We start from the raw sequence: 26860 nt of genomic DNA, 5'->3' as shown, positions 1-26860 counted from the left end.
CCCTTGATTCACAAGCGCTTTTCGGCCTACAACCACTTACAAAATCCAACGGCTTTTCGGCTTGCATTGCGCCACACTAGCTTCATCGATCCGGCAGTGCCGGTTGCCTTGGAGAACAAGAATGCAAGCCAATGTGCCCTCCTCCCGCCGTATTCATCCGCTGATTGCAGCCGCCGCGGTGGCAGTGGTCATCGCCAGCCTGACCGCCGTCGCGGCCGTAACCGGCGTGCTGCCGATCAGCAAGGCAGATCGTGGCGAACCGGTTGCCACCGCGCCGGCCACCAGCCAGTACAACGCCCAAACCAACGCCCAAACCAACGCCCAAATGCCGCCACCGGGGTCGACCACGCGTCCGCCGGCTTATGAGCAGGCCGCCAACAACGCACCGCCTCCGCCGCAACAACAAGCGGCCCAGCCGGTCGAGCGTCAGGCTCCCGCCGCCAAGCCCAGCCATACCGCCGGTCGCGTAATCGCCGTCACGCCGATCAAGACCGAGAAGGACACCAGTGGTCTCGGCGCGCTCGGCGGCGCGGTCGTGGGCGGCCTGCTGGGCAACCAGATCGGCCGCGGCAACGGCCGTATCCTCGGCACCGTGGCCGGTGCGGCCGCGGGTGGCTACGCGGGCAATACCGTCGAGAAGCACGTCAACAAAGACACCCACTACAACGTGCGTGTGAAAATGGACGACGGCACCGAGCGTACCTTCACGTACGAGCAGGAGCCCGGCGTGCAGATTGGTCAGCGCGTGCACATGGAGCGCGGCGTGCTGGTAACGGGCTAATCATCCCGGCCCAGCAAAGACAAAGGGCGCGTCAGCCATCGCCGACGCGCCCTTCTTCTTTCTTGCCGAAGCAGATTACTCCGCTTCCTCGATCCACGCCTGCTGGATCGCTTCGAGGATCTTCTCGCCCGAGCGATCAGGCAGGTCATCGAAACCGTCGAGGTCCATGACCCACTTGTGCAGGTCCGTGAAGCGGATCGTGGTCGGATCGACGTCCGGGTACTTGTCGTACAGCGCCGCCGCAACGTCGAAGGTGTCAGTCCATTTCATGAGCGTGCTCCGGGCCTCAGTGGCCTTCCTTGGCGTGGTTGATCGTGTATTTCGGGATCTCGACGGTCAGGTCCTCGTCCGCGACGATCGCCTGGCACGACAGCCGCGAGTTGGGCTCGAGCCCCCACGCCTTGTCGAGCAGATCCTCTTCCTTTTCCTCGGCCTCGTTCAGCGAATCGAAACCCTCGCGCACGATCACGTGGCAAGTGGTACACGCGCACGACTTCTCGCACGCGTGCTCGATCTCGATGCCGTGGGCCAGCAGCGCGTCGCATACGCTGACGCCTGCTTTGGTTTCGATCACGGTCCCTTCGGGACAGTATTCGACGTGGGGCAAAACAATAATCTGAGGCATGGTGTTCCTGGGGTGTTCCTGTCGTGGGCGTCGGTCAACCGTGTCGATCAACCGCGCCGTTCAACCAATCTCGTTGACCTTGCGGCCCGCCAGCGCGCTCTTGATCGACCGATCCATGCGGCGCGCGGCAAACTCGTCGGTGCCATGCGACAGCGCATCCACGGACGCCTTGATCGCGCGATGGTCGTCGCCCTGCGCGATCTGGCGCACTGCGGCGATCAACGTGTCGATCGCCGCGCGTTCCGCATCGTCGAGCAACACACCATCGGTTTCCAGCGCGCGTGTGGTCGCTTCCACAAGCCGCTCGGCTTCCACGCGTTCCTCGGCCAGCGCGCGGCTCTTCATATCCTGCTCGGCCTCGCGGAAGCTTTCCTGCAGCATGCGCGCGATGTCGTCGTCAGCCAGTCCGTAGGAGGGCTTCACCGCCACTGACGCTTCCACGCCCGACAGCATTTCACGTGCCGACACCGATAGCAGGCCGTCGGCATCGACCTGATACGTCACGCGAATACGCGCGGCGCCAGCCACCATCGGCGGAATGCCACGTAACTCGAAACGCGCGAGCGAACGGCAGTCGCTGGCCAGCTCGCGCTCGCCCTGCAGCACGTGGATCGCCATCGCGGTCTGGCCATCCTTGAATGTCGTGAACTCCTGCGCGCGCGCGACCGGAATCGTGCTGTTGCGCGGAATGATCTTCTCGACCAGCCCGCCCATCGTTTCCACGCCCAGCGAGAGCGGAATCACGTCGAGCAGCAGCCAGTCTTCGCCCGGCGCCGAGTTGCCCGCGAGCAGGTTGGCCTGCATCGCCGCACCCAGTGCCACCACCTTGTCGGGATCGAGATTGGTCAGCGGCGTCTGGCCGAAATGGTCGCCGACAGCCTTGCGGATCGCCGGCATACGCGTGGCACCGCCCACCAGCACCACGCCCTTCACGTCTTCCGCGCCCACGCCCGCATCGCGCAGTGCCTTGCGCACGGGCGCCAGCGTCTTCTGCACGAGATGCGCGGTGATCTCGATAAACGTGGCGGCATCCAGCGTCAGATGCACGATCTCGCCACTGGCGAGCACCGCGTCGATCACGGTGCTGTCCGCTTCCGACAGGGCTTCCTTGGCCGCGCGCGAGCGCACCATCAGCAGGCGCGTGTCTTCCGCCGACAGCGGCTGCAGACCGGCCTGCTCGACGATCCAGCACAGCAGGCGTTGATCGAAGTCGTCGCCACCGAGTGCGGAGTCGCCGCCGGTCGACATCACTTCGAACACACCCTTGGTGAGCTTGAGCACCGAGATATCGAAGGTGCCGCCGCCGAGGTCGTACACCGCATAGATGCCTTCGGCCGCGTTATCGAGGCCATAGGCAATCGCCGCCGCGGTCGGCTCGTTGAGCAGGCGCAGCACGTCCAGTCCGGCCAGTTGCGCGGCATCCTTGGTCGCCTGACGCTGGGCGTCGTCGAAGTACGCCGGCACCGTGATCACCGCGCCGACGATATCGTCGCCCAGCGAGTCCTCTGCGCGCTGGCGCAGCGTGGCCAGAATCTCCGCCGATACTTCGACGGGGCTCTTCACGCCCGCGGCCGTCTTGATCTGCACCATGCCGGGCGCATCGACGAAGTCGTACGGGCTGTGCTCGATATGGGCCACGTCGCGCAGGCCACGGCCCATGAAACGCTTGACGGAGATGATGGTGTTCTTCGGGTCGCGCACCGCTTCGTCCTGCGCGCGGTAGCCGATGTGCGCGGTGCGGTCGGGCAGATAGCGCACCACGGATGGCAGCAGCGGACGGCCGCGTTCGTCGGGTAACACCTCGGGAATGCTATGGCGGACGGCGGCGACCAGCGAGTTCGTGGTGCCGAGGTCGATCCCCACCGCCAGCCTGCGCTGGTGCGGGGCCGGCGACATGCCGGGTTCGGAAATCTGGAGCAGTGCCATGGTAGTTCTTCGCGTTTTATATGGTGGCGGCGTGCGCGTTGGCGCAGGGCCCCCTACCCCTCGAGCCGATCGTCCAGACGGTCAAGCGCCTCACTGGCGTCATGCTCGATCTTCTCGATGAACATCAATTGCCGCGCGGCAGTGCCCGCCGCGGCATCGTCGCTACCGTCGAGCAGCGCACCCAGCGCGGCATGGCGGTCGCGCTTCTCCTGCCGCAACTCGCGCAGCAGCGCGTCCAGGCGCGCTTCGTCACGCGCCTCCACCGCTTCCTGCAGCGCCTCGCGCCATTCCATCTGCTGCATCAGGAAGGCCGGTGCCATCGCCGTATTGCTCTCGGCCTGGATATCGACGCCACGCAGGGACAGCAGATAGATCGCGCGCTTGAGCGGCTGGCGCAGCGTGCGATAGGCCTCGTTAGCACGCGCGGCCCACTGCATGGCCACGCGCCGTTCGGCGTCGCCCGCATTGGCAAAGCGATCCGGATGCGCCTGCGACTGGACCGTGCGATACGCCGCGTCCAGCGCGGCCTCGTCCACGTCGAAGCGGGCCGGCAGCCCGAACAGCGTGAAATGGTCTTCTTTCAAATGCTTCCCCAACAAAAAGGAGCGGTTGCCCGCTCCTTTGTCCCCGCTCGCGCGCCCACTGTACCGGCGCGCATCGCGCGGATACCGATTACACGCGGAACGACTCGCCGCAGCCGCACTCGTCCTTCACGTTCGGATTGTTGAAGCGGAAACCCTCGTTCAACCCTTCACGCGCGAAATCGAGTTCGGTGCCGTCGATATACGGCAGGCTCTTCGGATCGACGATCACCTTGATGCCGTGCGACTCGAATACCGCATCTTCCGCCGCCAGCTCATCCACGTACTCGAGCTTGTACGCCAGGCCCGAGCAGCCGGTGGTCTTCACGCCCAGGCGCAGCCCCACGCCCTTGCCCCGGCGTTCCAGATAGCGCGCGACGTGCTTCGCGGCCTTTTCGGTCATCGTGATCATCGTTGCCCTCGTTCAATCTCGCGGCGGCTGCCGTGCTCAGGCCACAGCCTGCTGCTCGGCACCTACGTGCTTCTTCTTGTAGTCCTCGACCGCCGCCTTGATGGCGTCCTCGGCCAGGATCGAGCAGTGGATCTTCACCGGCGGCAGTGCCAGTTCCTGGGCGATCTGCGTGTTCTTGATCTCCAGCGCCTGATCGACGGTCTTGCCCTTGACCCACTCGGTCACCAGCGACGACGACGCGATCGCCGAGCCGCAACCGTAGGTCTTGAACTTGGCGTCTTCGATCACGCCTGCCTCATTCACCTTGATCTGCAGCTTCATCACGTCGCCGCAGGCCGGCGCGCCGACCATGCCAGTGCCCACAGCGTCGTCGTTCTTGTCGAACGAACCAACGTTGCGCGGATTTTCGTAGTGGTCGAGAACCTCTTTGCTATAAGACATTTTGGCTACCTCTTGCTTTGTCGCTTTATGGGGATTGTTCTTGTCGTCGTTCTGAGGGTCCGGCGCTTAGTGCGCAGCCCACTGAATCGAATTCAGATCGACGCCGTCCTTGAACATCTCCCACAGTGGGGACAGGTCACGGAGCTTGCTGATCTTGCTCTTCAGCAGCTCGACGGTGAAGTCGATTTCCTGCTCGGTGGTGAAACGGCCCACCGTGAAACGAATCGAGCTATGCGCCAGTTCATCGTTGCGGCCCAGCGCGCGCAGCACGTAGGACGGTTCCAGCGAAGCCGACGTGCAAGCCGAACCCGACGAGACCGCCACGTCCTTGATCGCCATGATCAGGGACTCGCCCTCGACGAAGTTGAAGCTGACGTTGAGGTTATGCGGCACGCGGTGTTCCAGCGAGCCGTTCAGATATACCTCTTCCATGTCCGAGAAACCGCGCCACAGGCGATCACGCAGCATGCGGATACGCTCGTTCTCAGTCGCCATTTCCTCGCGCGCCAGGCGGAACGCTTCGCCCATGCCAACGATCTGGTGCGTCGCCAGCGTGCCCGAACGCATACCGCGCTCGTGGCCGCCACCGTGCATCTGCGCTTCGATGCGCACGCGCGGCTTGCGGCGGACGTACAACGCGCCGATGCCCTTCGGGCCGTAAGTCTTGTGCGCCGAGAACGACATCAGGTCGACCTTGAGCTTGCTCAGGTCGATCGTCACCTTGCCGGTCGCCTGTGCGGCGTCGCAATGGAAGATGATGCCCTTCTCGCGGCAGATCGCGCCGATCTGCTCGATGTCCTGAATGACGCCGATCTCGTTGTTGACGAGCATGACCGACACCAGAATCGTGTCCGGGCGCAGCGCGGCCTTCAGCACGTCCATATCGATCAGGCCGTCGTCCTTGACGTCGAGGTACGTCACCTCGAAGCCCTGACGCTCGAGTTCACGCGTGGTGTCCAGCACGGCCTTGTGCTCGGTCTTCACGGTGATGATGTGCTTGCCCTTGCCCGAGTAGAAATTCGCGGCACCCTTGATCGCAAGGTTGTTGGACTCGGTAGCGCCCGAGGTCCAGACGATCTCGCGCGGATCGGCGCCAACCAGCGCGGCCACCTGCTCACGGGCTTCTTCCACCGCGCGCTCGGCATCCCAGCCGTAAGCGTGGCTACGCGACGCCGGATTGCCGAACTGCTCGCGCAGGTACGGAATCATCTTGTCCGCCACGCGCGGGTCTACCGGCGTCGTCGCCGAGTAATCCATGTAGATGGGGAAATGTGGGGTGCTCATCGTTATGACTGCCTTATAGGGACTGCTAATCGATTGCGCTTATCGATAGTTTATAACAACTTCTGATGCAGCGTCAGGACTGCGCCAGACTGAAGACCGAGTTCACGACCCGCGCCCGGGCCGGCTTTTCCTGCTTGTCCACCTTGCTGCCGCGCGGCGCGGCTGCGGCTGGCTGAGCCGTCGCATCCTCGCGCATGTCGTGCAGCACCGCGGGCTGCTTGGCCCGTTGCTGATCGACCAGATCCTTGAGGGAAACGGAATCGAGGTACTCCACCATCTTCTGGTTCAGCGTCGCCCACAGTTCGTGGGTCATGCAGCGCCCGCTGCCCTCGTCGCCGTGGCAATTGCCCTTGCCGCCACACTGCGTGGCGTCCAGCGGCTCATCGACGGCGATGATGATGTCCGCCACCGTCACGGCCTCGGCCTTGCGGGCCAGGCTGTAGCCGCCGCCCGGGCCGCGTACGCTTTCCACGATTTCGTGGCGACGCAGCTTGCCGAACAGTTGCTCGAGGTAGGACAGGGAGATTTTCTGGCGCTGGCTGATGCCGGCGAGCGTGACGGGCCCCTGGTCCTGGCGCATGGCCAGGTCGATCATGGCGGTCACCGCGAAACGGCCTTTTGTCGTGAGTCTCATGATGCTCAGGGTTGGAATACTTGAACGTTTCGGTCAAGTATAAATTTTCCCGACTAATTTAGTCAAGTAACCCTACCGCGGTGCATCATATTGACCGGTGCGGCACATGGTTCCGCCAAATGTGCTAAGGAGGCGGCACCGCCGAGCCGAGCGCATTTTACCTTCGTCCGTCAGAGTCTGCAGACGTGCCCCGCGCGGCCCGGCGTCCGCCCGGACTACATGGTTTCGAAGATCACCTTCCCGCGCGCGAAGCCGGCGGTTTCGGCGTCTTCGGGCGATCTGAAGTGGTCGCCGATGGCCGAAGTCTCGGTCAGCGTGCTCGCCGCCCGGATATTGGTCCCGGCACGGCAGACCCGCACCGTGTACTCCCATTCGGTCTGCGACCGGGGCTTCACCAGCACCTGAACCTCGTGCGTCTCGAAAACCCTCTTCTTCCATTCACTGCGATAGGCCATGACGTTGTCTCCTGTCTGGCCGGCGGTCCCTTGGCCCGGGATCTCAGTTCACCTCGCCGGCGTCTATGGTCTGCATCGCGGTAGCTTCGGCCAGGGCCAGCGCAGCCTCCGGCGTTGCCGCGGAACCGGTCTCGGTCTCGAAGGTCGGACCGAGCGGCTCGCCGAACGCATCGGCTATCTGCACCACCCCGGCGTAACCGCCGCTGGCATGTGGAATTGCCCGTGCCACCACCGCATAACCACCATACTCAAACTCTGTCACCATGGCGCGCTCCTGGTTCGTGATCGGGCTCCGCCCTCCACTATAGGAGCCGACGCGCACTTGCGTACGCGTTTGACGTGGCCCGTGTGCTACAGATGGTCGCCACTGGCGCCGAACACCTGCGCGCGCAGCTTGGCCAGTTGGTCGCGCACCTGCGCGGCCTTCTCGAACTCGAGATTCTTCGCGTGGTCGAGCATCTGTTTTTCCAGACGCTTGATCTCCTTGGCGACCTGCTTCTCGCTCATGTCCTCGTACTTCGCGCGCTCCGCGGCGGCCGACAGCTCGGCCCGGACTTCGTCGGGGTTGTAGACGCCGTCGATAATGTCCTTGATGCGTTTGACCACGCCGCGCGGCGTAATGCCGTTGGCCTCGTTGAACGCGAGCTGCTTCACGCGACGGCGCTCGGTCTCGTCCATCGCGCGCCGCATCGAATCGGTGATGCGATCGCCGTAGAGGATGGCCGTGCCATTGACGTTACGCGCGGCGCGGCCGATGGTCTGGATCAGCGAACGCTCGGCACGCAGAAAGCCTTCCTTGTCCGCATCGAGAATCGCCACCAGCGACACCTCGGGAATGTCGAGACCCTCGCGCAGCAGGTTAATGCCCACCAGCACGTCGAAGGTCCCGAGCCGCAGGTCGCGGATGATCTCCACACGCTCCACGGTATCGATGTCCGAATGCAGGTAGCGCACCTTGACGCCGTTCTCCGAAAGGAATTCGGTGAGCTGCTCCGACATACGCTTGGTCAGCGTGGTGACGAGCACGCGCTCGCCGGCCTCCACGCGGATATGGATCTCCGACAGCAGATCGTCCACCTGCGTGCTGGCGGGCCGCACGTGGATGATCGGATCAACCAGCCCGGTGGGACGCACCACCTGCTCCACCACCTGGTCCGCGTGCGCGTTCTCGAACTGCGCGGGCGTGGCGGAGACGAACGTGACCTGGCGCATCTTGCGCTCGAACTCATCGAACTTGAGCGGCCGGTTATCGAGCGCGGACGGCAGGCGGAAGCCGAACTCGACGAGCGTCGTCTTGCGCGCGCGGTCACCGTTGTACATGCCGTTGAGCTGGCCGATCAGCACGTGCGACTCATCGAGGAACATCAGCGCGTCAGGCGGCAGGTAGTCGACCAGCGTCGGCGGCGGTTCGCCCGGCGCGGCCCCCGACAGATGGCGCGAATAGTTCTCGATGCCCTTGCAGAAGCCGAGCTCCGCGAGCATTTCGAGGTCGAAGCGCGTGCGCTGCTCGAGCCGCTGCGCCTCTACCAGTCGGTTCTCCTTGTAGAAGAAGTCCAGCCGCTCGCGCAACTCCAGCTTGATATCCTCGATCGCGCGCAGCACCGTGTCGCGCGGCGTCACGTAGTGGCTCGATGGATAGACCGTGAAACGTGGCACCTTCTGGCGCACCCGGCCCGTCAGCGGATCGAAGAAATGCAGCGCGTCCACTTCGTCGTCGAACAGTTCGACGCGCACCGCCATCTCGGCATGCTCGGCCGGGAAGATATCGAGCGTGTCGCCGCGCACGCGGAACGTGCCGCGCTGGAAGTCGGTCTCGTTGCGCGTGTACTGCATCGCGATCAGGCGCGTGATGATGTCGCGCTGGCTCAGCTTGTCGCCGGTCCGCAGCGTGAGAATCATCTTGTGATATTCGCTCGGATTACCGATACCGTAGATGGCCGACACCGTCGCCACGATGATCGTGTCGCGTCGTTCGAGCAGGCTCTTGGTCGCCGACAGCCGCATCTGCTCGATATGCTCGTTGATCGACGAGTCCTTCTCGATAAACAGATCGCGCTGCGGCACATAGGCCTCGGGCTGGTAGTAGTCGTAGTAACTGACGAAGTACTCGACCGCGTTGCGCGGGAAGAAATCGCGGAACTCCGAATACAGCTGCGCCGCCAGCGTCTTGTTGGGCGCGAACACGATGGCCGGCCGACCCACGCGCGCGATCACGTTGGCCATGGTGTAAGTCTTGCCGGAGCCCGTGACGCCGAGCAGCGTCTGGAACGACAGGCCGTCGCCCACCCCCTCCGTCAGCTGGCGGATCGCTTCAGGCTGGTCGCCTGCGGGCGGGAACGGCTGGTACAGCTGGAACGGCGATCCCGGAAACGAGACAAACTTGCTTTCGTCCAGGGCCGGGGCGGCTTCGGCGAGATTCGACATAGAGTAGGGAATTACCTCAGGAAAACGGGCGAATACGCTAGAATCTTGGGGTTGCGCAGTCCGCTTCAGTCCGGTCGGATACCGTACCTGAAGCTACCGCCAACCCAGCGCAGTCCGAAGCATTCTACGCCCTCCGTTTTGTTACACAGCTGACCACGAGATCTCAAATGAGTTTGTTTTCTGCCGTCGAGATGGCCCCGCGCGACCCGATCCTGGGCCTCAATGAAGCCTTCAATGCCGATACGCGTCCCACCAAAGTGAATCTGGGCGTTGGCGTGTACTTCACCGACGAAGGGAAAATTCCGCTGCTGCGCGCCGTGCAGGAGGCCGAAAAGGCCCGCCTGACCACCGCCACCCCGCGTGGCTACCTGCCGATCGAAGGCATCGCCGCCTACGATCAGGCCGTGCAGACGCTGCTGTTCGGCAAGGAATCGTCGCTGATTACCGAAGGCCGTGTTGTGACGGCACAGGCACTTGGCGGTACAGGTGCACTGAAGATCGGCGCCGACTTCCTCAAGCGCCTGTACCCGGATGCCAAGGTCGCCATCAGCGACCCGAGCTGGGAAAACCACCGCGCGCTGTTCGAAGCCGCCGGTTTCCCGGTCATCAACTACACGTACTACGACGCCCCGAGCCACGGCCTGAATTTCGCCGGCATGGTGGAATCGCTGAAGTCGTTCCCGGCCAACACCGTCGTCGTGCTGCACGCGTGCTGCCACAACCCGACCGGCGTGGATCTGTCGGAAGATCAGTGGAAGCAGGTGGTTGAGCTCGTGAAGTCGCGCAACCTGATTCCGTTCCTCGACATGGCCTATCAGGGCTTTGCCGAGAACATCGACGCCGACGGTGCCGCCGTGCGCCTGTTCGCCGAGTCGGGCCTGCCGTTCTTCGTTTCGAGCTCGTTCTCCAAGAGCTTCTCGCTGTACGGCGAGCGCGTGGGCGCGCTGTCGATCGTGACCACGGGCAAGGAAGAAGCGCAGCGCGTGCTGTCGCAGATCAAGCGCGTGATCCGCACGAACTACTCGAACCCGCCGACGCACGGCGGCACCGTGGTCGCCACCGTGCTGAACAGCCCCGAGCTGCGCGCGATGTGGGAAGCCGAACTGGCCGAGATGCGCGACCGCATCAAGCTGATGCGCAATGCGCTCGTGGACAAGCTGGCCGCCAAGGGCGTGCCGGGCGACTTCTCGTTCGTGAAGGCGCAGCGCGGCATGTTCTCGTACTCGGGCCTGTCGTCGGCGCAAGTCGATCGCCTGCGTACCGAGCACGGCATCTACGCCGTGGGCACGGGCCGCATCTGCGTGGCCGCGCTGAACAGCCGCAATATCGACGCCGTGGTAAACGCTATCGCCGCAGTCTACTGATAGCGAAGAAATAGCCCGAGTGTTGCCAAAAGGCGACCGGAGGATCACCTCCGGTCGCCTTTTTCATGCCGGTAGGACATCCTCATGGCGAATTAAGGCGTTTGTCTTATTGTGCTTTCCGCATGGCGATGTAACTTCCAGTTATATGCTGCAAAGCACGATCGATTGATTGCGGGCATAATCGTTGGCACCTCCACAAAGCCAACCTTACGGCACGACAGGTACAGGTATCCGGCATGCTTTATCAACTGCACGAGTTCCAGCGCTCGCTTCTGAACCCACTGACGGCGTGGGCGCAAGCTACGGCGAAGACGTTCACGAACCCCCTCAGTCCGCTTTCCCTTGTGCCCGGCGCCCCGCGTCTGGCCGCCGGTTACGAACTGCTCTACCGCCTGGGCAAGGAATACGAAAAGCCAGCCTTCGACATCAAGTCGGTCAAGTCCAACGGTCGCGATATCCCGATCGTCGAGCAGACCGTGTTCGAGAAGCCGTTCTGCAAGCTGGTGCGCTTCAAGCGATACGCGGACGATCCTGACACCATCAAGCTGCTCAAGGACGAGCCGACCGTGCTCGTGTGCGCGCCGCTGTCGGGCCATCATTCGACGCTGCTGCGCGATACCGTGCGCACGCTGCTGCAGGACCACAAGGTCTACGTGACGGACTGGGTCGATGCGCGCATGGTGCCGATCGAGGAAGGCGACTTCCATCTTTCGGACTACATCCGCTACATCCAGGAATTCATCCGCCATATCGGCGCCGATCAGCTGCACGTGGTGTCCGTGTGCCAGCCGACGGTACCGGTGCTGGCCGCGATCTCGCTGATGGCCTCGGCCGGCGAGAAGACGCCACGCACGATGACGATGATGGGAGGCCCGATCGACGCACGCAAGAGCCCGACCGCGGTCAACTCGCTGGCGACGAACAAGTCGTTCGAATGGTTCGAGAACAACGTCATCTACACGGTGCCGGCGAACTATCCGGGCCATGGCCGCAAGGTTTATCCGGGCTTCCTGCAGCATGCGGGCTTCGTCGCGATGAACCCGGATCGCCATCTGTCGTCGCACTACGACTACTACCTGAACCTCGTCGAAGGCGATGCCGACGATGCCGAGTCGCACGTGCGGTTCTACGACGAGTACAACGCGGTGCTGGACATGGCGGCCGAGTACTACCTCGACACCATTCGCGAGGTGTTCCAGGAGTTTCGTCTGGCCAATGGCACGTGGGAGATCGAGGGCGAGCCGGTGCGGCCGCAGGACATCAAGGGCACCGCGCTGCTGACGATCGAGGGTGAGCTCGACGATATCTCGGGCATGGGCCAGACCGCCGCGGCGCACGATCTGTGCGCCGGCATCCCGAAGACGCGCAAGCAACATCTGATTGCGCCGAAGTGCGGGCACTACGGCATCTTCTCGGGCCGTCGCTGGCGCGAAAACATCTACCCGGAACTGCGCGAGTTCATTCGCAAGCACCGCTGAACGTAGCGCTGGTAGTCGATGCAAAAACGCCCGCTTCCGCGGGCGTTTTTTTCTTGCGTCGCCGACTTCTACTGTTTGGTGAGGTAGCTCAGCAGCATGTCGGTATGGAGCGCGGCAAATCGTTCGTGCTCCTCCTGCGACGCCACGTCGCGGCCGATCACGGCACTGATCGTGTAGCGGTTTGACAGCACGTAGTAGCCGAGCGCCGAGATGGTCAGGTAGAACTGCGGCACATCGATATTGTCGCGGAACACGCCCTGCTTTTGCCCGCGGCGGATGATGTCGGCCAGCACGTTCACCACCGGGTTGACCAGTTGGTGCAATTGCGCGGACTTCTTGAGGTGGCGGGCCTCGTGCAGGTTCTCGCTGTTGACGAGCCGGATGAACTCCGGATGCTGGTAATACCAGTCCCATACGAAACGGGCCAGCGTGCGCACGGCCGCGACCGGGTCCTCGTCGACGATGTGCAGGCGCTCCTCGTCAGCGCGGAATTCGGCGTACTGCTTCTCGAGCACAGCCAGGAAGAGCCCTTCCTTGCTGCCGTAGTAGTAGTACAGCATGCGCTCGTTGGTCTCGGCGCGGCGCGCAATCTGGTCGACGCGCGCGCCGGCAAGTCCGCCTTTGGCGAATTCCTCGGTGGCGGCCGCAAGGATGCGCCGCCGCGTTCCTTCGGGATCCCGCTTGGTTTTTGGCTCGATGGCGATACGTTCCGGATCATTCATAGCGGCGGATTATGGCATAGGGTGTTGATCGGTCCCCGCCTGGGGACGTGCGCATGTTCACCGATTCTGCCTACGGACGAAATCGGGGATAATCCTTGCCGCGCATGGCACACAGAGGCCGGCGCCACCCGTCGTTCCCAGAATGTCGTTCCCAAAGATGTTCCCCAGAAGATTGCCTTGCCCGTTGTGAACCCATCCGCATCCTCCCTCGCCGATCGACTCGAAGCGCTGCTGCCACAAACCCAATGCACAAAGTGCGGGTTCGACGGTTGCCGTCCGTATGCCGAGGCGATGGCCAGCGGCGAGGCGCTGGCCAATCGCTGCCCGCCCGGCGGCGCCGAGGGCATCGCGCGGCTATCGGTGGCCCTTGGTACCGCCCCGTTGCCACTCGACGCGGAGCGCGGTATCGAGCAATCGCGCGCGGTGGCGTGGATCGACGAGAGCCTGTGCATCGGCTGCACGCTGTGCATACAGGCGTGTCCGGTCGACGCGATCGTCGGCGCGGCCAAGCAGATGCACACGGTGTTGCCCGACTGGTGCACCGGCTGCGACCTTTGCGTGGCGCCCTGCCCCGTCGATTGCATCGACATGATTCCGGTGACGGACGAGCGCACCGGCTGGGCCGCATGGTCGCAGGCGCAGGCCGACGTTGCGCACGCCCGCTACGACGCACGCAAGATTCGGCTGGTGCGGGAGGTCGAGGAGAACGACGCGCGCCTGGCTGCCAAGGCGGCCGCCAAGCTCGAAGCGTTGCGCGCGGAGCCCACGCAGAGCGAGGAAGAGCGTGCCGCGCAGGCACGCAAGCAGGCGATTATTCAAGCCGCGATCGAGCGCGCGCGACAGAAGCAGGCCGCCGCGGGCACGCGGCCACGCAATACCGACGAGGTGTCGCCCGCGGTGCAGGCGCAGATCGATGCGGCCGAGGCACGACGCGCGCGCGCGGCGCAGGCGCAGGCGCAGGACACCAAGAAGAACGACAAGACCTGAACCCAGCAGAACCAAGCCACTCACGCCATCGCATGAACGCCAAGAAGATTCTTGCCATTTTCGAGACGCTGCGCGAAGTCAATCCGACGCCGACCACCGAGCTCGAGTACAGCTCGCCATTCGAGTTGCTGATCGCGGTGTTGCTGTCCGCGCAGGCGACCGACGTGGGCGTCAACAAGGCCACGCGCAAGCTGTTTCCGGTGGCGCATTCCCCGCAGCAGATGCTGGCGCTGGGCGAGGCCGGGCTGATCGACTACATCAAGACGATCGGCCTGTACAAGACCAAGGCCAAGCACGTGATCGAGACCTGCCGGATTCTCGTCGAACAGCATGGCGGCAAGGTGCCGCCCGAACGTGCCGCGCTGGAAGCGCTGCCCGGCGTGGGTCGCAAGACCGCCAACGTGGTGCTGAACACCGCATTCGGGCAGCCGACGATCGCGGTGGATACGCATATCTTCCGCGTGTCGAACCGCACCGGCATCGCACCGGGCAAGAACGTGGATGTGGTCGAGCAGAAGCTGCTCAAGGTGGTGCCCGATGCGTTTCTGCACGACGCGCACCATTGGCTGATTCTGCATGGGCGCTACGTCTGCAAGGCGCGCAAGCCAGAGTGCTGGCATTGCGCGATCGAGCCGTTGTGCGAGTTCCGCGAGAAGACGGAAGCGCCGACGCAGTAGCCGTCAGACGATGCGGCAGGCTTCTTCGAACGTGAGGCGCGGCAGGCGCGGGTGCAGCTTTTCGCCGATGCCGTAGCCGAGGTTCACGAGGAAGTTGACCGACCACTTGCCGTCGGGGAAGAACGCGGCGTTGAGCTTGGCGGCGTCGAAGCCGGCCATCGGACCGCAGTCCAGACCGAGCGCGCGCGCGGCGAGGATAAAGTAACCGCCTTGCAGCGAGCTGTTCATCAGCGCGTCGCGCGCAGTCTTCTCGGGCGAGCCGGCGTACCACGAACGCGCATCGGCGTGCGGGAACAGGCGCGGCAGCTGATCATGGAAGCTGTTGTCGAATGCGACGATCGCCGTGACCGGCGCGGTGCGCGTTTTTTCGGCGTTGCCGGCGGACACACACTCGACCAGGCGCGCCTTCTCGGCGGCCGACTTCACGAACACGATGCGCGCGGGCGAGCTGTTGGCGGCCGTGGGACCGAACTTCATCGCTTCGTAGATCTGGCGCAGCACGGCATCTTCGATGCCCTTGTCCTGCCAGACGTTGTGGGTACGCGCTTCGGTGAACAGCTGGGCCATCACGGCCGGGGCGATCGTAGTCATGAGTTGCGGCTCTTGTTTGAGGAAAAGACCGTGCGATTCTACCGGCACCTCCTGCCGCACCGCACAATGGCGTTGTGCAAGTCTGTCAATTAATTTGATGATCTCGGCGCAACCGTAAAGAGATCGAAACGCGGCACCGGCAAGCCGCGCGGCCCTGCTCTACAATGGCGGCCATCATGTTCAATCCCTCACGAGAAGAAGTCCGCCGGTTTTTCTGCGATGCATGGCAGAAGCAGCTCGCGGGCAGTGTCCTGACGCCGCTCGAGGCGATGGCCGTCGATTGGATCGGCGAGCATCCCGAGTACCAGTCGTTGCTGACCGATACCGAAGGCGCGCTTGCCGAGGCCTACACGCCCGAGCGCGGCCAGACCAATCCGTTCCTGCATCTGTCGATGCACCTGTCGATTTCCGAACAGGTATCGATCGACCAGCCACCGGGTATTCGCGCGGCCTACGAGGCACTTGCGCGCCGGCTGGATTCGCCGCACGAAGCCCAGCATCAGGTGATGGAGTGCCTGGGCGAGATGCTCTGGAATGCCCAGCGCACGGGGCTTCCACCGGACGGCCAGCAATATATCGACTCGGTCCGGCGCCGGGCGGGCGCCTGAAAACTCACCTGTCAGTTTCCGACAAACACTGACAAGTGATGCGGTGGTGACGTGCTAGCCTTTGCGGCATTGCCAATCTGACAAATTGTGCGCCGCACAGGCGTGCAATGCCTCGCCCAATGACCGTCATTGCGCCCTCGCGCGCCGGCCTTGCCGGCGCGTTCGCGTTTCTCCTGCTGACGACTCCCGTTGCCGCTCACGCCGGCGTGACCTTGCTGCAACCGCCGCGTGTGATCGACGGCACGCGGCCGCTCACCGTCACACTGCTGGTGGTGGGCGACGCCGCCACGCGCCGCTTCGAGGTGCCCAGCACACTGGCGGTCACGGCTTCGGCCGATATGACCGCGCCGATCCGCATCGATGCGCGGCGCACGGCGCCGGGGCCGGCGGTGGTGCAACTGAAGAATGGCGAGACCCGAACGTTTCAGTACACCGCGCCGTGGCCGGAAACGCTGCGCGGGCAGGTGCGGCTCGACGTCGCGGGCATCGACGCGGCGCCGGTACTCGTGACGCTGAACCGAGCGCCCGAGGCCGGTGCCGGCACGGCGACGCAGGCGTCCTCGGGGGCCACCCCGGGCGTCGCCTCGGCGGCACCGCCCAACGGCACGGCACCCGCGGCAAGCTCGGCAGCGGCAACTGCAGCGGCAACAACAGCCGCGACCGCGAAGTTGGCCGACGGCGAAACCATCGCGACAGTGCCGACCGAGCCGGGTCCGGCGCCGGCCGATCTGCGCGACGCGCAGCGGCTGTCGTTCAATGAGCCGATGTACATCATGTTCGGCGGCCATGACGGCGCCAACGCGAAATTCCAGCTGAGCTTCAAGTTCCGGATCTTCGAAGGCAAGGACCCCGCCTCGAAGTCCGTGCTCGATAACCTGTATTTCGGCTATACGCAGTTCTCGCTGTGGGACCTGAGCGGTGAATCGCGGCCGTTCCGCGACACCAACTACCGGCCGAGCCTTTATTACTACCTGTCCGATACCGGCGTCCGCAACAACGTGATCAGCCGGCTCTCTGTCGCGACGGGCTTCGAGCACGAGTCGAACGGGCTGGGCGGCGACAGCTCGCGCGGTATCAACACGCTATTCGTGACCCCGACGCTCTACTTTGGCGACCAGACCGACTGGCACTGGAAGGTCGCCCCGAAAATCTACGGGTACGTGGGCAAGAGCGACAACGAGGACATCGCGCACTATCGCGGCTACATGGACCTCAATATCGCGTATGGCAAACCCGATTCCTGGGAGGCGAGCGCTACGCTACGCAAGGGCACGCGCAAGGGGTACGGCAGCGTCAATGCGGCACTGACATATCCGCTCGCGCGGCTGGTGCCCGGCACTGCGGGCTATCTGATGGCGGGCATGTTCTACGGTTACGGCGAATCGCTGATCGATTACAACCAGAAGTCGCCGTGGCAGTTCCGCATTGGCTACGCGCTGTCGCGCTAGCCCGCGAGCGGCTTGCCGTTGGCCTTGAGGCGTGCGTTACCGACCGCGGCCGCAAACTGCCCGTGGCCATGCCAGCCCGTCGCGCGGCCGAGCTTCTTGCCCTTGTGGAAGAACATGAAGACCGGAATGCCGTGCAGGCCAAAGCGGCGGCCGAGTTCCGGATGCGCGTACACGTTGGCGTGGAGCCAGTGCACATTGAGTGCGCGGATTGGCTCGGGGTTGGCCAGCATCGCTTTCTTGGCCATCTCGCAGTTAAAGCAATCGACGCCCCAGAAGAACACGCAGACGAGATCGTCACCCGCATCGGCAATGGCCGCGTCGATGGTCGTGCCATCGACTTCGCGCATGCCGAACGCGTCGAAAGCACGGTGATCGAGGTGGTCAACGTTTGGGGCGGCGGATTCTGTGGTCGGATCGGACATGAGAGGCTCCTGAAATGCAGAACGCCCGGGCCAAGGGCTCCGGGCGTTCGAGATATCTGACTGGGCCGGCGAGCCTTAGCGCGGCGCCGACACCGTCACGAGTGCCGGACGCAGGACGCGATCGGCGATCAGGTAACCGCGTTGCAGTACGTTGACCACCGTATTGGGTTCCTGCTCGGACGGCACCATCGAGATGGCCTGGTGGCGATGCGGGTCGAACTTCTCGCCTACCGGGTTGAGCTCGACGATCTTGCCGCGCTCGAAGGCGCTGGCGAGTTGACGGGCCGTCAGTTCCACGCCTTCGCGCAGCTTGACGATGTCGTTGGTGTTGTCGGCGAGCGCGGCGGCCAGGCTGTCCATGACCGGCAGCAGGTTGTCCGCGAAGTTTTCGATCGCAAACTTGTGTGCCTTGGCCACGTCGTCCTGGGCGCGGCGGCGAATGTTTTCGCCATCCGCGGTGGCGCGCAGGAACATGTCGTAATGCTCCTTGGCCTTGGCTTCGAGGTCGGCGACCTGTTGCGTCAATTGCGCGACCAGGTCGTCAGCACCGGATTGCTGGGTGCCGGGCACGGCGTGAGCGTCGTCGGCGGCAGCCGTGGGAGATGGCGTCTGATTCTGTTCGTCCATGTCGATCGATCTGTATGCAAAAAGCGAAAAGCCTTGGGAATCGGCAAGTGTAGCGCGGAGGTGGCGATGACCGGCGGTTTTTCAAGGGTGGCGGTTCAGAGCCTTCGAAACAAGCCGTTACAAACGCAGGGGATTCGTCACTGAGCCGTCATTGCCTTGCTGCGGCGCACACACTACTATTCATGGAGAAAAAATGACAAAAATGATGATGGGAGGTAGGCGTGGATCGTTCTGATTTCGACTTCAGAAGGTTTGTCATGCACAAGATGCCTGTGGTGACGTTCTGCCTGCTCGCCGCGCTGGCGCTGATGACGGTGTTCATCTGCGTCTCCGGTGCCTTTACCCCTCGCGAAACCGAATATGGGAGCGGCAAAGCCGTCTTCAAACACTACCTCGTTCACTACGTCCGATGAGGCTCGGTGCCAACATTCGTCAGTGCCGGAAATCGTCAGGCTTTGAAGTCGTCCATCCGACGGCGATCGCGTTTGGTCGGGCGGCCCTGCAGTTGCGCCGTCGGCTCGTTCTGGTAGCGGCGCTGTTCGGCCGTCTGCTCGCGCTTGGCCGTGCTGGCCGCGGTTTCCTCGTATAGCGTCTGCGCCACCGCAGCCGGACCTCGCGCCCCGGCAATCCCCTTCACCACGACTTCCCAACGCTGCTGGTACGCCTCAATGACGACGGTGTCGCCGGGCTTGACCTCGCGCGAGTTCTTGATCGCCTGCCCGTTGACCTCGACGCGGCCACGCTCCACCGCCTCCGCTGCCAGCGAGCGCGTCTTGAAGAAGCGCGCGCACCAAAGCCATTTATCGATGCGCAGCCGCGCATGGGGTTCGAAATCCACGTTCATGTCTATGTACCTGCCACTCAGGCCGCCGCGCCACGGGTCTGCGCGCGCGTGCGGCGGGCGTCGAGTTCGTGCGGATGCGGCGCGCGCAGCGGCCAGCCCTGCAAATGCTGCAATGCGAGCTCGGCCAGGCCGGCAATCCACGGTTCCGCGTCGTTCAGGCACGGAATGAAGTGGAAATCCTTACCGCCCGCCACGCGAAACTCCGACAGCCCTTCCATCGCAATTTCCTCGAGGGTTTCGATGCAATCGGCCGGAAAGCCCGGGCAGAACACATCGACCCGCGCGGTACCGACCTTGCCGAGCTCGGTCAACGTCGGCGCCGTATAAGGCTGCAGCCACTCCGCCTTGCCGAAGCGCGACTGGAACGTGACCTGATACTGCCCCGGCTGCAGGCCGAGCGCCTCGCCGAGCAGCCGTCCGGTCTTCAGGCACTCGCAATGGTACGGATCGCCGAGTTCCAGCAATCGCCGCGGCAGTCCGTGGAACGACAGGATCAGCTTGTCGCCGCGCGCGAAGTCCGGCGCGCCGTGCTGCGCCCAGTATGCGCCGACCTGCTGGTGTAGCGCCGCGATATAGGCCGGATGATCGTGGAAATGCTTGACCAGCCGGATTTCTGGCTGATTGCGCCAAGTGCCCAGCACGCGGAACAACTCGTCGAATGCAGTCGCCGTGGTGGTGCCGGAAAACTGGGGATAGAGCGGCAGCACCAGAATGCGTTCGGTGCCCTGCCGCCGCAACGCCTCCAGCACCGAGCCGATCGACGGGTTGCCATAGCGCATCGCGCAGGCCACCGTGACATCGTGACCGAGCTGATTCATCAGCTGCTGCAGCGCGTGGGCCTGGCGTTCGGTGTGGACCAGCAACGGCGAGCCCGTCATATGGGCCTCGCGCAGCCAGATCGATTCGTACTTCATGGCCGATGCGCGCGAGCGGAACGGCAGGATCAGGCCGTGGAGGATCGGCAGCCACGCCAGGCGGGGAATCTCGACCACGCGCGGGTCGCCGAGGAACTGCGCCAGATAGCGGCCGACCGCTTTCGGCGTAGGGGCATCGGGGGTGCCCAGGTTGATCAGCAGGATCGCGGTGCGCGGTGCCTGCCCGTGCTGGTACGTCGGTTCCGGTGCAAACGTCATAGGGTTCCCGTTGGCGCGGGGGCATGCGGACCCCGCCGCGGCGTTCAGTTCTGGCTCAGCGCGCTGGAAAGCAGCCGCGCGGTGATATCGACGATTGGAATGACGCGTTCATAGGCCATGCGCGTGGGGCCGATCACGCCAAGCGTGCCGACGATCTGGCCGTCCACCTCATACGGCGCGGTGATCACGGCCATGTCCTCGATCGGCACCAGCTGGCTCTCGCCGCCGATAAAGATCTGCACGCCCTGCGCGTGGCTGGACACGTCCAGCAGCTGCAGCAGATTGGTCTTGTGCTCGAACACGTCAAACAGCCGGCGCAGCTTGTCCATGCTCGAGGCAAGGTCCTCCACCTCGAACAGCTTGCGCTCGCCGGAGATGAAGACCTGATCGTCTTCCTCCGCCATCGCGCTGCTTCCGGCCTCTACCGCGGCCTGCATCAGCGACGACATGTCGCGGCGCAGGTCCTGCAGTTCCACGCGCAGATGGTCGCGCACGGCGTCGAAGCTCATGCCGGCATAGTGCGCGTTGAAAAAATTGGCGGCCTCGATCAGTTGCGCGGGCGTATACGGGCGTTCGGTCTGGATGATGCGGTTCTGCACGTCGCCTTCGGGGCTGACGATGATCAGCAGGATGCGCTTCTCCGACAGGCGCATGAACTCCACCTGCTTGAACGACTGAGTGCGCCGTGGCGTCATGACCACGCCCGCGAAGCGGGACAGGTTGGACAGCGTGTGCGCGGCGGAGGTGATCATCCGCTGCGGCGTCAGTTGCTGGCCCGAGAGCTGGCCCTGGATCTGCCCGGCCAGCTCCGCCAGTTGCGCATCCAGTTCGGGCGCCCGCTCCAGCGGACGCGACGTCAGCATCGAATCGACGAACAGCCGGTAGCCGCGCGGCGTGGGAATGCGGCCGGCCGAGGTGTGCGGGCTTGCGATAAAGCCCATCTCCTCGAGATCGGACATGACATTGCGGATCGTCGCCGGCGACAGGTCGAGCCCCGAGTACCGGGACAGCGTACGCGAGCCCACGGGCTGGCCCTCGGCGATATACCGCTCGATCAGCGTCTTGAGAAGGGTTTTCGAACGTTCGTCCATAATGCCCAGATTCTAATCGTGTTTTCCCGCTTCAGGCGGCCCTTGCGCCAACCCCCGGGGCGGCTGCTGACAACGTTCATATCGGTATGGTCTAATCCCGCCATGTCCGTACCCCCCAAAGCCAGCGCGCCGCGTGCGCCGTTCAAGACCATCGCCCTTGTGGGCCGCCATTCCACCGCCGGGATCGAAGGCCCGCTGGAGGAGATCGCGTCCTGCGTGTCGCGCAACGGCCAGGACGTCGTGTTCGAGCGGGAAACCTCGCTGGCGACCGGCCTGACCGGCTATCCGGCGATGACGCCCGAGGAGATCGCCCGCACCGCCGACGTCGCCGTGGTGCTGGGCGGCGATGGCACGCTGCTCGGTATCGCGCGGCAGCTGGCCGGCGCCGGCGTGCCGCTGATCGGCGTCAACCACGGCCGGCTCGGCTTCATGACCGATATTCCGCTCGACAAGGTCACCAGCGTCCTGCCGGCCATGCTGGCCGGCCATTACGAGGCCGAGACCCGCATGCTGCTGGAGTCCCGGGTGATCCGCGACGAAGAGATCATCTTCACCGCGCTGGCGCTCAATGACGTGGTGGTCAACCGTTCCGGCATCTCGGGGATGGTCGAGCTGGCGGTCTCGGTGGATGGCCACTTCATGTACAACCAGCGTTCGGACGGCCTGATCGTGTCCACACCGACCGGCTCCACCGCCTATGCGCTGTCCGCCGGTGGTCCGATCCTGCATCCTACGCTCTCTGGGCTGGTGCTCGTGCCAATTGCCCCGCACGCCCTGTCGAACCGGCCCATCGTGCTGCCGCACGACGCCGAGGTGACGATCGAGGTGGCCACCGCGCGCGATGCGAGCGTGAACTTCGACATGCAGTCACTGACCTCGCTGTTGCCCGGCGACCGCATCGTGGTGCGCCATTCGGACAAGACCGTGCGGTTGCTGCATCCGGTGGGCTACAACTACTACGCCACGCTGCGCAAGAAACTGCATTGGCACGAATACCCGACCGAGGACAATCGGCTCTGAGCCGGCCCCGCGCCGGTTTGCCGCCGCCTGCTCACACCACGCCGCACCTTCCACCCCACCGCCTTCCACCCGCCCACCGCTCACGATGCTGCGCAGCCTGTCCATCCGCGACTTCGTCATCGTCGATACGCTCGACCTCGACTTCTCCGCCGGCTTCACGGTGTTCACCGGGGAGACCGGTGCCGGCAAGTCGATCCTGATCGATGCGCTTGCGCTCGTGCTCGGTGAACGCGCCGACGCCGGCGTGGTGCGCGAGGGCGCCGCGCGCGCCAGCATCAGCGCGACCTTCGCCACGCATGCCACGCTCGACGCGTGGCTGGCCGAACGCGAACTCGGTGGTGATGAGGGCAATCACGAGGTGCTGCTGCGCCGGACCGTCGATGCTGGCGGGCGCGGCAAGGCCTTTATCAACGGCGCCGCGGCCACGCTGACGCAATTGCGCGAGGTGGGCGACCAGCTCGTCGATATCCACGGACAGCATGCGCACCAGCAACTGCTGCGGCCCGACGCGCAGCGTCTGCTGTTCGATGCGCATGCCGGTCTGACCCTGCAGACCACCGCGGTGGCCGAGGCCTGGCGTGCGTGGCGCGCCTGCGTGCGGCAGCGCGAGGCCGTCGAGCAGCAGTCGCGCGAGATGCAGCTGGAGCGTGAACGGCTCGAATGGCAGGTGGGCGAGCTGGACAAGCTTGCGCCGCAGCCCGGCGAATGGGAAGAGATCCAGACCGAGTACAACCGCCTGTCGCATGCGGCCAGCCTGATCGATGGCAGCCGCACGGCGCTCGACGCGCTACACGAGGCCGACGGTTCGGTGCTGTCCTCGCTGAATAGCCTCGTGCAGAAGGTCCGCCAGCTGGCCGACCTCGACCCCGCGCTCAACGACGTGCTGGCCGCGCTGGAACCCGCGCAGGTGCAGGCCGAGGAAGCCGCGCATTCGCTGTCGCGTTACGTCGATCGCGTCGAACTCGATCCCGAGCGGTTGCAGGCCGTGGAAGCGCGCATGCAGGCGATTCACACCACCGCGCGCAAGTATCGGCTGCCGCCCGAGCAACTGCCCGACGAGCTGCTGGCGCGTCGTCAGCAGCTCGACGACCTGCAGGCTGCGCAGGACATCAACAAGATCGCCGCGCGCGAGACTGCCGCGCGCGGGGCCTACCTGACGCTCGCCCAGCATTTGTCGGCCGCGCGCACGCGTGCCGCGGAGGCCTTGTCGGCGGCGGTGACCGAGGCGATGCAGGGCCTGTCGATGGCCGGCGGCGCGTTTTCGGTGGCGCTGCACAAGCTCGACGAAGGTCAGAGTTATGGGCTGGAGCAGGTGGAGTTTCTCGTGGCCGGCCATGCGGGCGTGACCGCGCGCCCGCTGGCCCGCGTGGCCTCCGGGGGCGAGCTGGCACGGATCAGCCTGGCGATTTCGGTTATCACGAGCGAGGCCGCGCCTACGCCCACGCTGATCTTCGACGAGGTGGATACCGGCATTGGCGGCGCGGTGGCCGAAGTGGTGGGACGGCGTCTGCAGGAACTGGGGCGCGCACGCCAGGTGCTGTGCGTCACGCACCTGCCGCAGGTGGCCGCGCAGGCTGGCACGCATCTACTGGTGAGCAAGGATACCGTGGAGGGCAGCAAGACGGATGGACCAGTCAATGGGCCCATCACGCGCTCGCGTATCCGGCCGCTCGATACCGCCGGCCGCGTGACGGAAACCGCGCGCATGCTCGGGGGCGCCACCGTGACTGCCACGACGCTGCAACATGCCGAGGAGATGGTAGCGCAGGGGGTGGCACAGGCGGCGACGCAGGACGCGCGTGGTGGTCATGCCGCCAACGCGGGCGCCAAGAGCGCGAAGGGCAGCAAGGACAGCAAAGATAGCAACAAGGATGCCGACAAGGACGGACGCCGCGCGCGCCGTGCGGTCGGCTGATGTTACGGACAGGCGCGCCGCGCCGCGATCCAGGAGTTAGGCAACGATGATCACTGGCAAGCGGCCTGGCCGCCCCACCTTGCAGGATGCCCCGTCGCGCCGTCGCGCGCCGGCGGGTGCCGGCCTGCGTTCTCCCGCGCGCAACGCGTTGAGCGCGTTGCTGGCCGCCGCGGCCTTCGCCGGCTTTGGCGCCATGTCGGGATGTGCCTCCGAAGCGCGCTCGTACACGCCACCGCCGGGCAGCATCACCGACGATCGCGCCATTGGCGACATCATGGTTCGCTTCACGCCACCCGCGGTAATCGTGTCCGAAGATGCCGGCAAGCTGCTGGCGGGGATTGCCGGGCCTTACCGGTATGTGGTCAAGCGGCCGATGTCGGGCGGCGTATGGCTGGTGACGGCCATCAGCAAGTCGGCCGATGCCACGCTCGAGCAGGCGGCGACGACGCTACGCGCCGCGCCGCGCATCGAGACCGCCGAGCCCGATCGCATGCTCAAGCCGCATCGCACGATGCCGAACACGCGTGACATGCCCCCTAATTAATTGTGTTGTCGGGCGCCTTGTCGAACAGATGTTTGGCGCGGCACCTTCGTAGAAAATCTTTCATGTAGGTTGTTACTTGCTGTACTAGAAAATATTCAGGAGCCCTCGATGCCCGTAGCAGCGCCACAGTCAATGTCCTGGTCAAACATTGCATCCCGCCTCGATCGATGGCGCTCGCATGCAGGCATCCGCGTGATGTCACTGGCGCTGGTCGCGGCGGCGGCCGCCGCGCTGGCGACGCCGGTGTCCGCCCAGGGCGATAGCACGGTACGGCTGAAGCCGGCGCCGCGCTATACCGGCAACTACATCGTGCGCTGGCGCGACGGGCAGGCGCCCTCGGACAACGCTGCGGAGACGGACAAGCGCATGCGGCAGCTCCAGGACACCACAGGTGTGGCGCTGTCGGTTCGACGCAAGATGGGCGGCGCGATGCAACTGCTGTCGGTGGCAAACGCATCGGGTGAAGACCCCGAGGCGGTGGCGGCGCGGCTGCGCAAGGATCCGCGCATTGCCGATGCGGTGCCCGATCGCTGGCTGCGGCTGCATGACACCGTGCCGAACGATCCGGACTTCGCCACGAACCAGACCTACCTCGGTTCGCCGCAGCAGGTGGCTGGGGGCGTGAATCTGCCGCGCGCATGGGATCGCACGCGGGGCAGCAATGCGATTGTCGTGGCGGTGGTCGATACCGGCTATCTGCCGCATCCCGACCTCGGTAGCCGCATCATTCCCGGCTACGACTTCATCAGTTCGACGTCGGTCTCCAACGACGGCGACGGCCGCGACGCCAATCCGATCGATGCGGGCGACTTTGAGCCGGCCGGCACGGTCTGCTCCGATGGTACGGTCACCACGGCGCAACCCAGCAGTTGGCACGGTACGCGCGTGGCCGGGGTGCTGGGGGCGCTGACCAACAACGGCATCAATGTCGCCGGGGTCGACTGGAATGCGCAGATTCAGCCGGTGCGCGTATCGGGGCGCTGCGGCGCGCAGTTGTCCGATACCGTCGATGGCATGCGCTGGGCGGGTGGGTTGTCGGTGCCGGGCGTGCCGGACAATCCGACGCCGGCGCGCGTGATCAACGTCAGCCTTGGGGGCGGCACCTGTAGCTCCATCGAGCAGCAGGCGATTACCGATCTGGCCGCGCGCGGCGTGGTGGTGGTGGCTGCGGCTGGCAATGCCGCGCCTGGGCAGGTGGCGGGCGCGGTGGAAGCGCCGGCCGACTGCGCCGGTGTGATCGCGGTCACCGCGCATGCGAACGATGGCGAGAATGCGAGCTTTGCCAATGTCGGGCCGCAGGTTGCGATCAGCGCGCCCGGGGGTGGCTGCGGCAATTCGAAAGTGCAGAACGGCGCTTGCGTCGGCGGGCAGTCGTTTATCCGTACGCTGTCGAACGATGGCCCGACGGTGGCCGGCAACTACACGGTGAATCTCTCGCAAGGGACGAGCTTTGCCACGCCGATGGTGTCGGGGGTGATTTCGTTGATGCTGTCGGTCAACCCATCGCTGACGCCGGCCCAGATTGTCGCCACGCTGAAAGCCACCGCGCGGGCACACCCGGCGAATACGTTCTGCACGCGGTCGACGACGGCGGTGTGCGGGGCGGGGTTGCTGGATGCCGATGCGGCGGTGGCGCTGGCACCGACGCCGCCGTCGGCCGTGACCACGCCGCCGGCGGCGCAGCCGGTTGCCGATTCGGGTGGTGGTGGTGGCGGCGGTGGTGGTGCGGTGGCACCTTGGGTAGCGGTGTTGCTGGCGTTTGGTGGGATGGTGGGATTTGGGTTGCGGCGGCGCGGTTGAAACGTTGCTGCCCTCACCCCCGGCCC

At 64.8% G+C, this 26860-nt stretch carries 30 protein-coding genes; 12 read left to right on the top strand and 18 right to left on the bottom strand.

Translation table 11 applies throughout. The features are described from left to right. Nucleotides 1–121 precede the first annotated feature (121 nt). The gene (locus LDO41_RS18485) at nucleotides 122–781 is read left to right on the top strand and encodes a glycine zipper 2TM domain-containing protein (RefSeq protein ID WP_223990828.1); all 660 of its coding nucleotides are present in this window, start codon (nucleotides 122–124) and stop codon (nucleotides 779–781) included. Between the two features lie 75 nt (nucleotides 782–856). Here the strand turns inward: LDO41_RS18485 and iscX are convergent, their stop codons facing one another. The 11 genes from iscX to uvrB all read right to left on the bottom strand — a co-directional run bounded on the left by iscX (nucleotide 857) and on the right by uvrB (nucleotide 9563). Then, a complete protein-coding gene (iscX, locus tag LDO41_RS18480; protein ID WP_223990826.1) occupies nucleotides 857–1051 on the bottom strand; it encodes a Fe-S cluster assembly protein IscX in 195 nt (64 codons plus the stop codon). A 16-nt stretch (nucleotides 1052–1067) separates the two neighbouring features. After that, nucleotides 1068–1406 carry an ISC system 2Fe-2S type ferredoxin gene (gene fdx / locus LDO41_RS18475; protein ID WP_223990824.1) on the bottom strand — a complete coding sequence of 113 codons (339 nt, stop codon included), beginning with the start codon at nucleotides 1404–1406 and terminating at the stop codon, nucleotides 1068–1070. Between the two features lie 60 nt (nucleotides 1407–1466). Next, nucleotides 1467–3332, bottom strand: coding sequence for a Fe-S protein assembly chaperone HscA (gene hscA / locus LDO41_RS18470; RefSeq protein WP_223990822.1), 1866 nt, complete (start codon nucleotides 3330–3332; stop codon nucleotides 1467–1469). A gap of 53 nt (nucleotides 3333–3385) precedes the next feature. Continuing rightward, the gene (gene hscB, locus LDO41_RS18465; RefSeq protein ID WP_223990820.1) at nucleotides 3386–3916 is read right to left on the bottom strand and encodes a Fe-S protein assembly co-chaperone HscB; all 531 of its coding nucleotides are present in this window, start codon (nucleotides 3914–3916) and stop codon (nucleotides 3386–3388) included. An 88-nt stretch (nucleotides 3917–4004) separates the two neighbouring features. Continuing rightward, on the bottom strand, nucleotides 4005–4325 hold the full coding sequence (iscA, locus tag LDO41_RS18460; RefSeq protein ID WP_223990818.1) for an iron-sulfur cluster assembly protein IscA: 321 nt from the start codon (nucleotides 4323–4325) through the stop codon (nucleotides 4005–4007). Between the two features lie 36 nt (nucleotides 4326–4361). Next, nucleotides 4362–4766, bottom strand: a complete 405-nt coding sequence (gene iscU / locus LDO41_RS18455; protein ID WP_223990816.1) for a Fe-S cluster assembly scaffold IscU — start codon at nucleotides 4764–4766, stop codon at nucleotides 4362–4364. Between the two features lie 66 nt (nucleotides 4767–4832). Continuing rightward, nucleotides 4833–6056: an IscS subfamily cysteine desulfurase gene (locus LDO41_RS18450; protein ID WP_290370904.1), complete on the bottom strand. Its 1224-nt coding sequence runs from the start codon at nucleotides 6054–6056 to the stop codon at nucleotides 4833–4835. Between the two features lie 67 nt (nucleotides 6057–6123). Next, the gene (gene iscR / locus LDO41_RS18445) at nucleotides 6124–6684 is read right to left on the bottom strand and encodes a Fe-S cluster assembly transcriptional regulator IscR (protein ID WP_223990812.1); all 561 of its coding nucleotides are present in this window, start codon (nucleotides 6682–6684) and stop codon (nucleotides 6124–6126) included. Nucleotides 6685–6899: 215 nt separating this feature from the next. Continuing rightward, a complete protein-coding gene (locus LDO41_RS18440; RefSeq protein WP_223990810.1) occupies nucleotides 6900–7139 on the bottom strand; it encodes a hypothetical protein in 240 nt (79 codons plus the stop codon). 43 nt (nucleotides 7140–7182) lie between these two features. Continuing rightward, nucleotides 7183–7404 (bottom strand): hypothetical protein, encoded by a 222-nt coding sequence (locus LDO41_RS18435; protein ID WP_223990808.1) that lies wholly within the window; start codon nucleotides 7402–7404, stop codon nucleotides 7183–7185. Between the two features lie 86 nt (nucleotides 7405–7490). After that, on the bottom strand, nucleotides 7491–9563 hold the full coding sequence (gene uvrB / locus LDO41_RS18430) for an excinuclease ABC subunit UvrB (RefSeq protein WP_223990806.1): 2073 nt from the start codon (nucleotides 9561–9563) through the stop codon (nucleotides 7491–7493). A 167-nt stretch (nucleotides 9564–9730) separates the two neighbouring features. Here uvrB and LDO41_RS18425 point away from each other — a divergent pair, with 167 nt between their 5' ends. Together LDO41_RS18425 and LDO41_RS18420 are read left to right on the top strand one after the other, a co-directional pair. Beyond that, nucleotides 9731–10927: an amino acid aminotransferase gene (locus tag LDO41_RS18425; protein ID WP_223990804.1), complete on the top strand. Its 1197-nt coding sequence runs from the start codon at nucleotides 9731–9733 to the stop codon at nucleotides 10925–10927. A 236-nt stretch (nucleotides 10928–11163) separates the two neighbouring features. Further along, nucleotides 11164–12405: a polyhydroxyalkanoate depolymerase gene (locus LDO41_RS18420; protein ID WP_223990802.1), complete on the top strand. Its 1242-nt coding sequence runs from the start codon at nucleotides 11164–11166 to the stop codon at nucleotides 12403–12405. A gap of 68 nt (nucleotides 12406–12473) precedes the next feature. On the opposite strand, the gene LDO41_RS18415 is transcribed toward LDO41_RS18420, so the two are convergent. Next, the gene (locus LDO41_RS18415; RefSeq protein WP_290370903.1) at nucleotides 12474–13109 is read right to left on the bottom strand and encodes a TetR/AcrR family transcriptional regulator; all 636 of its coding nucleotides are present in this window, start codon (nucleotides 13107–13109) and stop codon (nucleotides 12474–12476) included. Between the two features lie 204 nt (nucleotides 13110–13313). Between LDO41_RS18415 and rsxB the strand changes: the two genes are divergently transcribed. Next, the gene (gene rsxB, locus LDO41_RS18410; RefSeq protein WP_223991399.1) at nucleotides 13314–14114 is read left to right on the top strand and encodes an electron transport complex subunit RsxB; all 801 of its coding nucleotides are present in this window, start codon (nucleotides 13314–13316) and stop codon (nucleotides 14112–14114) included. A 32-nt stretch (nucleotides 14115–14146) separates the two neighbouring features. After that, complete coding sequence (nth, locus tag LDO41_RS18405) at nucleotides 14147–14791, top strand: endonuclease III (RefSeq protein WP_223990798.1); 645 nt, start codon at nucleotides 14147–14149, stop codon at nucleotides 14789–14791. A gap of 3 nt (nucleotides 14792–14794) precedes the next feature. On the opposite strand, the gene LDO41_RS18400 is transcribed toward nth, so the two are convergent. Next, nucleotides 14795–15382 carry a malonic semialdehyde reductase gene (locus LDO41_RS18400; protein ID WP_223990797.1) on the bottom strand — a complete coding sequence of 196 codons (588 nt, stop codon included), beginning with the start codon at nucleotides 15380–15382 and terminating at the stop codon, nucleotides 14795–14797. Between the two features lie 176 nt (nucleotides 15383–15558). Between LDO41_RS18400 and LDO41_RS18395 the strand changes: the two genes are divergently transcribed. Beyond that, a complete protein-coding gene (locus tag LDO41_RS18395) occupies nucleotides 15559–15990 on the top strand; it encodes a DUF1841 family protein (RefSeq protein WP_223990795.1) in 432 nt (143 codons plus the stop codon). 119 nt (nucleotides 15991–16109) lie between these two features. Then, nucleotides 16110–17438 carry a phospholipase A gene (locus LDO41_RS18390; RefSeq protein WP_223990793.1) on the top strand — a complete coding sequence of 443 codons (1329 nt, stop codon included), beginning with the start codon at nucleotides 16110–16112 and terminating at the stop codon, nucleotides 17436–17438. On the opposite strand, the gene LDO41_RS18385 is transcribed toward LDO41_RS18390, so the two are convergent. Together LDO41_RS18385 and grpE are read right to left on the bottom strand one after the other, a co-directional pair. Beyond that, nucleotides 17435–17860: a thioredoxin family protein gene (locus LDO41_RS18385; protein ID WP_223990791.1), complete on the bottom strand. Its 426-nt coding sequence runs from the start codon at nucleotides 17858–17860 to the stop codon at nucleotides 17435–17437. The genes LDO41_RS18390 and LDO41_RS18385 overlap by 4 nt on opposite strands. Before the next feature lie 75 nt (nucleotides 17861–17935). Then, nucleotides 17936–18487 carry a nucleotide exchange factor GrpE gene (gene grpE, locus LDO41_RS18380; protein ID WP_223990789.1) on the bottom strand — a complete coding sequence of 184 codons (552 nt, stop codon included), beginning with the start codon at nucleotides 18485–18487 and terminating at the stop codon, nucleotides 17936–17938. Nucleotides 18488–18708: 221 nt separating this feature from the next. Between grpE and LDO41_RS18375 the strand changes: the two genes are divergently transcribed. Further along, entirely contained in the window at nucleotides 18709–18900 is a 192-nt protein-coding gene (locus LDO41_RS18375; RefSeq protein WP_223991433.1) for a hypothetical protein, read from the top strand. A gap of 35 nt (nucleotides 18901–18935) precedes the next feature. Here LDO41_RS18375 and LDO41_RS18370 read toward each other — a convergent pair whose 3' ends face one another. The 3 genes from LDO41_RS18370 to hrcA are packed head-to-tail and all read right to left on the bottom strand — an operon-like array spanning nucleotide 18936 to nucleotide 21555. Then, entirely contained in the window at nucleotides 18936–19331 is a 396-nt protein-coding gene (locus LDO41_RS18370; protein ID WP_223990787.1) for an RNA-binding S4 domain-containing protein, read from the bottom strand. 17 nt (nucleotides 19332–19348) lie between these two features. Beyond that, nucleotides 19349–20464, bottom strand: coding sequence for a ferrochelatase (hemH, locus tag LDO41_RS18365; RefSeq protein WP_223990785.1), 1116 nt, complete (start codon nucleotides 20462–20464; stop codon nucleotides 19349–19351). Nucleotides 20465–20508: 44 nt separating this feature from the next. Then, on the bottom strand, nucleotides 20509–21555 hold the full coding sequence (hrcA, locus tag LDO41_RS18360; protein WP_223990783.1) for a heat-inducible transcriptional repressor HrcA: 1047 nt from the start codon (nucleotides 21553–21555) through the stop codon (nucleotides 20509–20511). Nucleotides 21556–21657: 102 nt separating this feature from the next. Here hrcA and LDO41_RS18355 point away from each other — a divergent pair, with 102 nt between their 5' ends. The 4 genes from LDO41_RS18355 to mprA all read left to right on the top strand — a co-directional run bounded on the left by LDO41_RS18355 (nucleotide 21658) and on the right by mprA (nucleotide 26834). After that, complete coding sequence (locus LDO41_RS18355) at nucleotides 21658–22575, top strand: NAD kinase (RefSeq protein ID WP_223990781.1); 918 nt, start codon at nucleotides 21658–21660, stop codon at nucleotides 22573–22575. A gap of 85 nt (nucleotides 22576–22660) precedes the next feature. After that, nucleotides 22661–24490 (top strand): DNA repair protein RecN, encoded by a 1830-nt coding sequence (recN, locus tag LDO41_RS18350; RefSeq protein WP_223990779.1) that lies wholly within the window; start codon nucleotides 22661–22663, stop codon nucleotides 24488–24490. Between the two features lie 46 nt (nucleotides 24491–24536). Next, a complete protein-coding gene (locus tag LDO41_RS18345; RefSeq protein ID WP_223990777.1) occupies nucleotides 24537–25034 on the top strand; it encodes a hypothetical protein in 498 nt (165 codons plus the stop codon). 132 nt (nucleotides 25035–25166) lie between these two features. Beyond that, the gene (gene mprA, locus LDO41_RS18340; protein ID WP_223990775.1) at nucleotides 25167–26834 is read left to right on the top strand and encodes an MprA protease, GlyGly-CTERM protein-sorting domain-containing form; all 1668 of its coding nucleotides are present in this window, start codon (nucleotides 25167–25169) and stop codon (nucleotides 26832–26834) included. Nucleotides 26835–26860 lie beyond the last annotated feature (26 nt).

The organism is Cupriavidus pampae (assembly GCF_914271485.1).
GTDB classification, from domain to species: domain Bacteria; phylum Pseudomonadota; class Gammaproteobacteria; order Burkholderiales; family Burkholderiaceae; genus Cupriavidus; species Cupriavidus pampae.
This window is presented reverse-complemented; position numbering and strand designations above follow the sequence as displayed.

Bases quoted from the DNA above. Each gene is read 5' to 3' on its own strand.
- fdx (WP_223990824.1), bottom strand. From the start codon at position 1,406: ATGCCTCAGATTATTGTTTTGCCCCACGTCGAATACTGTCCCGAAGGG.
- nth (WP_223990798.1), top strand. From the start codon at position 14,147: ATGAACGCCAAGAAGATTCTTGCCATTTTCGAGACGCTGCGCGAAGTC.
- iscA (WP_223990818.1), bottom strand. From the start codon at position 4,325: ATGATCACGATGACCGAAAAGGCCGCGAAGCACGTCGCGCGCTATCTG.
- LDO41_RS18390 (WP_223990793.1), top strand. From the start codon at position 16,110: ATGACCGTCATTGCGCCCTCGCGCGCCGGCCTTGCCGGCGCGTTCGCG.
- LDO41_RS18485 (WP_223990828.1), top strand. From the start codon at position 122: ATGCAAGCCAATGTGCCCTCCTCCCGCCGTATTCATCCGCTGATTGCA.
- uvrB (WP_223990806.1), bottom strand. From the start codon at position 9,563: ATGTCGAATCTCGCCGAAGCCGCCCCGGCCCTGGACGAAAGCAAGTTT.
- grpE (WP_223990789.1), bottom strand. From the start codon at position 18,487: ATGGACGAACAGAATCAGACGCCATCTCCCACGGCTGCCGCCGACGAC.
- iscR (WP_223990812.1), bottom strand. From the start codon at position 6,684: ATGAGACTCACGACAAAAGGCCGTTTCGCGGTGACCGCCATGATCGAC.
- LDO41_RS18355 (WP_223990781.1), top strand. From the start codon at position 21,658: ATGTCCGTACCCCCCAAAGCCAGCGCGCCGCGTGCGCCGTTCAAGACC.
- LDO41_RS18440 (WP_223990810.1), bottom strand. From the start codon at position 7,139: ATGGCCTATCGCAGTGAATGGAAGAAGAGGGTTTTCGAGACGCACGAG.
- LDO41_RS18385 (WP_223990791.1), bottom strand. From the start codon at position 17,860: ATGTCCGATCCGACCACAGAATCCGCCGCCCCAAACGTTGACCACCTC.
- LDO41_RS18420 (WP_223990802.1), top strand. From the start codon at position 11,164: ATGCTTTATCAACTGCACGAGTTCCAGCGCTCGCTTCTGAACCCACTG.
- LDO41_RS18425 (WP_223990804.1), top strand. From the start codon at position 9,731: ATGAGTTTGTTTTCTGCCGTCGAGATGGCCCCGCGCGACCCGATCCTG.
- mprA (WP_223990775.1), top strand. From the start codon at position 25,167: ATGTCCTGGTCAAACATTGCATCCCGCCTCGATCGATGGCGCTCGCAT.
- LDO41_RS18400 (WP_223990797.1), bottom strand. From the start codon at position 15,382: ATGACTACGATCGCCCCGGCCGTGATGGCCCAGCTGTTCACCGAAGCG.
- hemH (WP_223990785.1), bottom strand. From the start codon at position 20,464: ATGACGTTTGCACCGGAACCGACGTACCAGCACGGGCAGGCACCGCGC.
- LDO41_RS18395 (WP_223990795.1), top strand. From the start codon at position 15,559: ATGTTCAATCCCTCACGAGAAGAAGTCCGCCGGTTTTTCTGCGATGCA.
- iscU (WP_223990816.1), bottom strand. From the start codon at position 4,766: ATGTCTTATAGCAAAGAGGTTCTCGACCACTACGAAAATCCGCGCAAC.
- iscX (WP_223990826.1), bottom strand. From the start codon at position 1,051: ATGAAATGGACTGACACCTTCGACGTTGCGGCGGCGCTGTACGACAAG.
- hscA (WP_223990822.1), bottom strand. From the start codon at position 3,332: ATGGCACTGCTCCAGATTTCCGAACCCGGCATGTCGCCGGCCCCGCAC.
- LDO41_RS18435 (WP_223990808.1), bottom strand. From the start codon at position 7,404: ATGGTGACAGAGTTTGAGTATGGTGGTTATGCGGTGGTGGCACGGGCA.
- hrcA (WP_223990783.1), bottom strand. From the start codon at position 21,555: ATGGACGAACGTTCGAAAACCCTTCTCAAGACGCTGATCGAGCGGTAT.
- LDO41_RS18345 (WP_223990777.1), top strand. From the start codon at position 24,537: ATGATCACTGGCAAGCGGCCTGGCCGCCCCACCTTGCAGGATGCCCCG.
- recN (WP_223990779.1), top strand. From the start codon at position 22,661: ATGCTGCGCAGCCTGTCCATCCGCGACTTCGTCATCGTCGATACGCTC.
- LDO41_RS18370 (WP_223990787.1), bottom strand. From the start codon at position 19,331: ATGAACGTGGATTTCGAACCCCATGCGCGGCTGCGCATCGATAAATGG.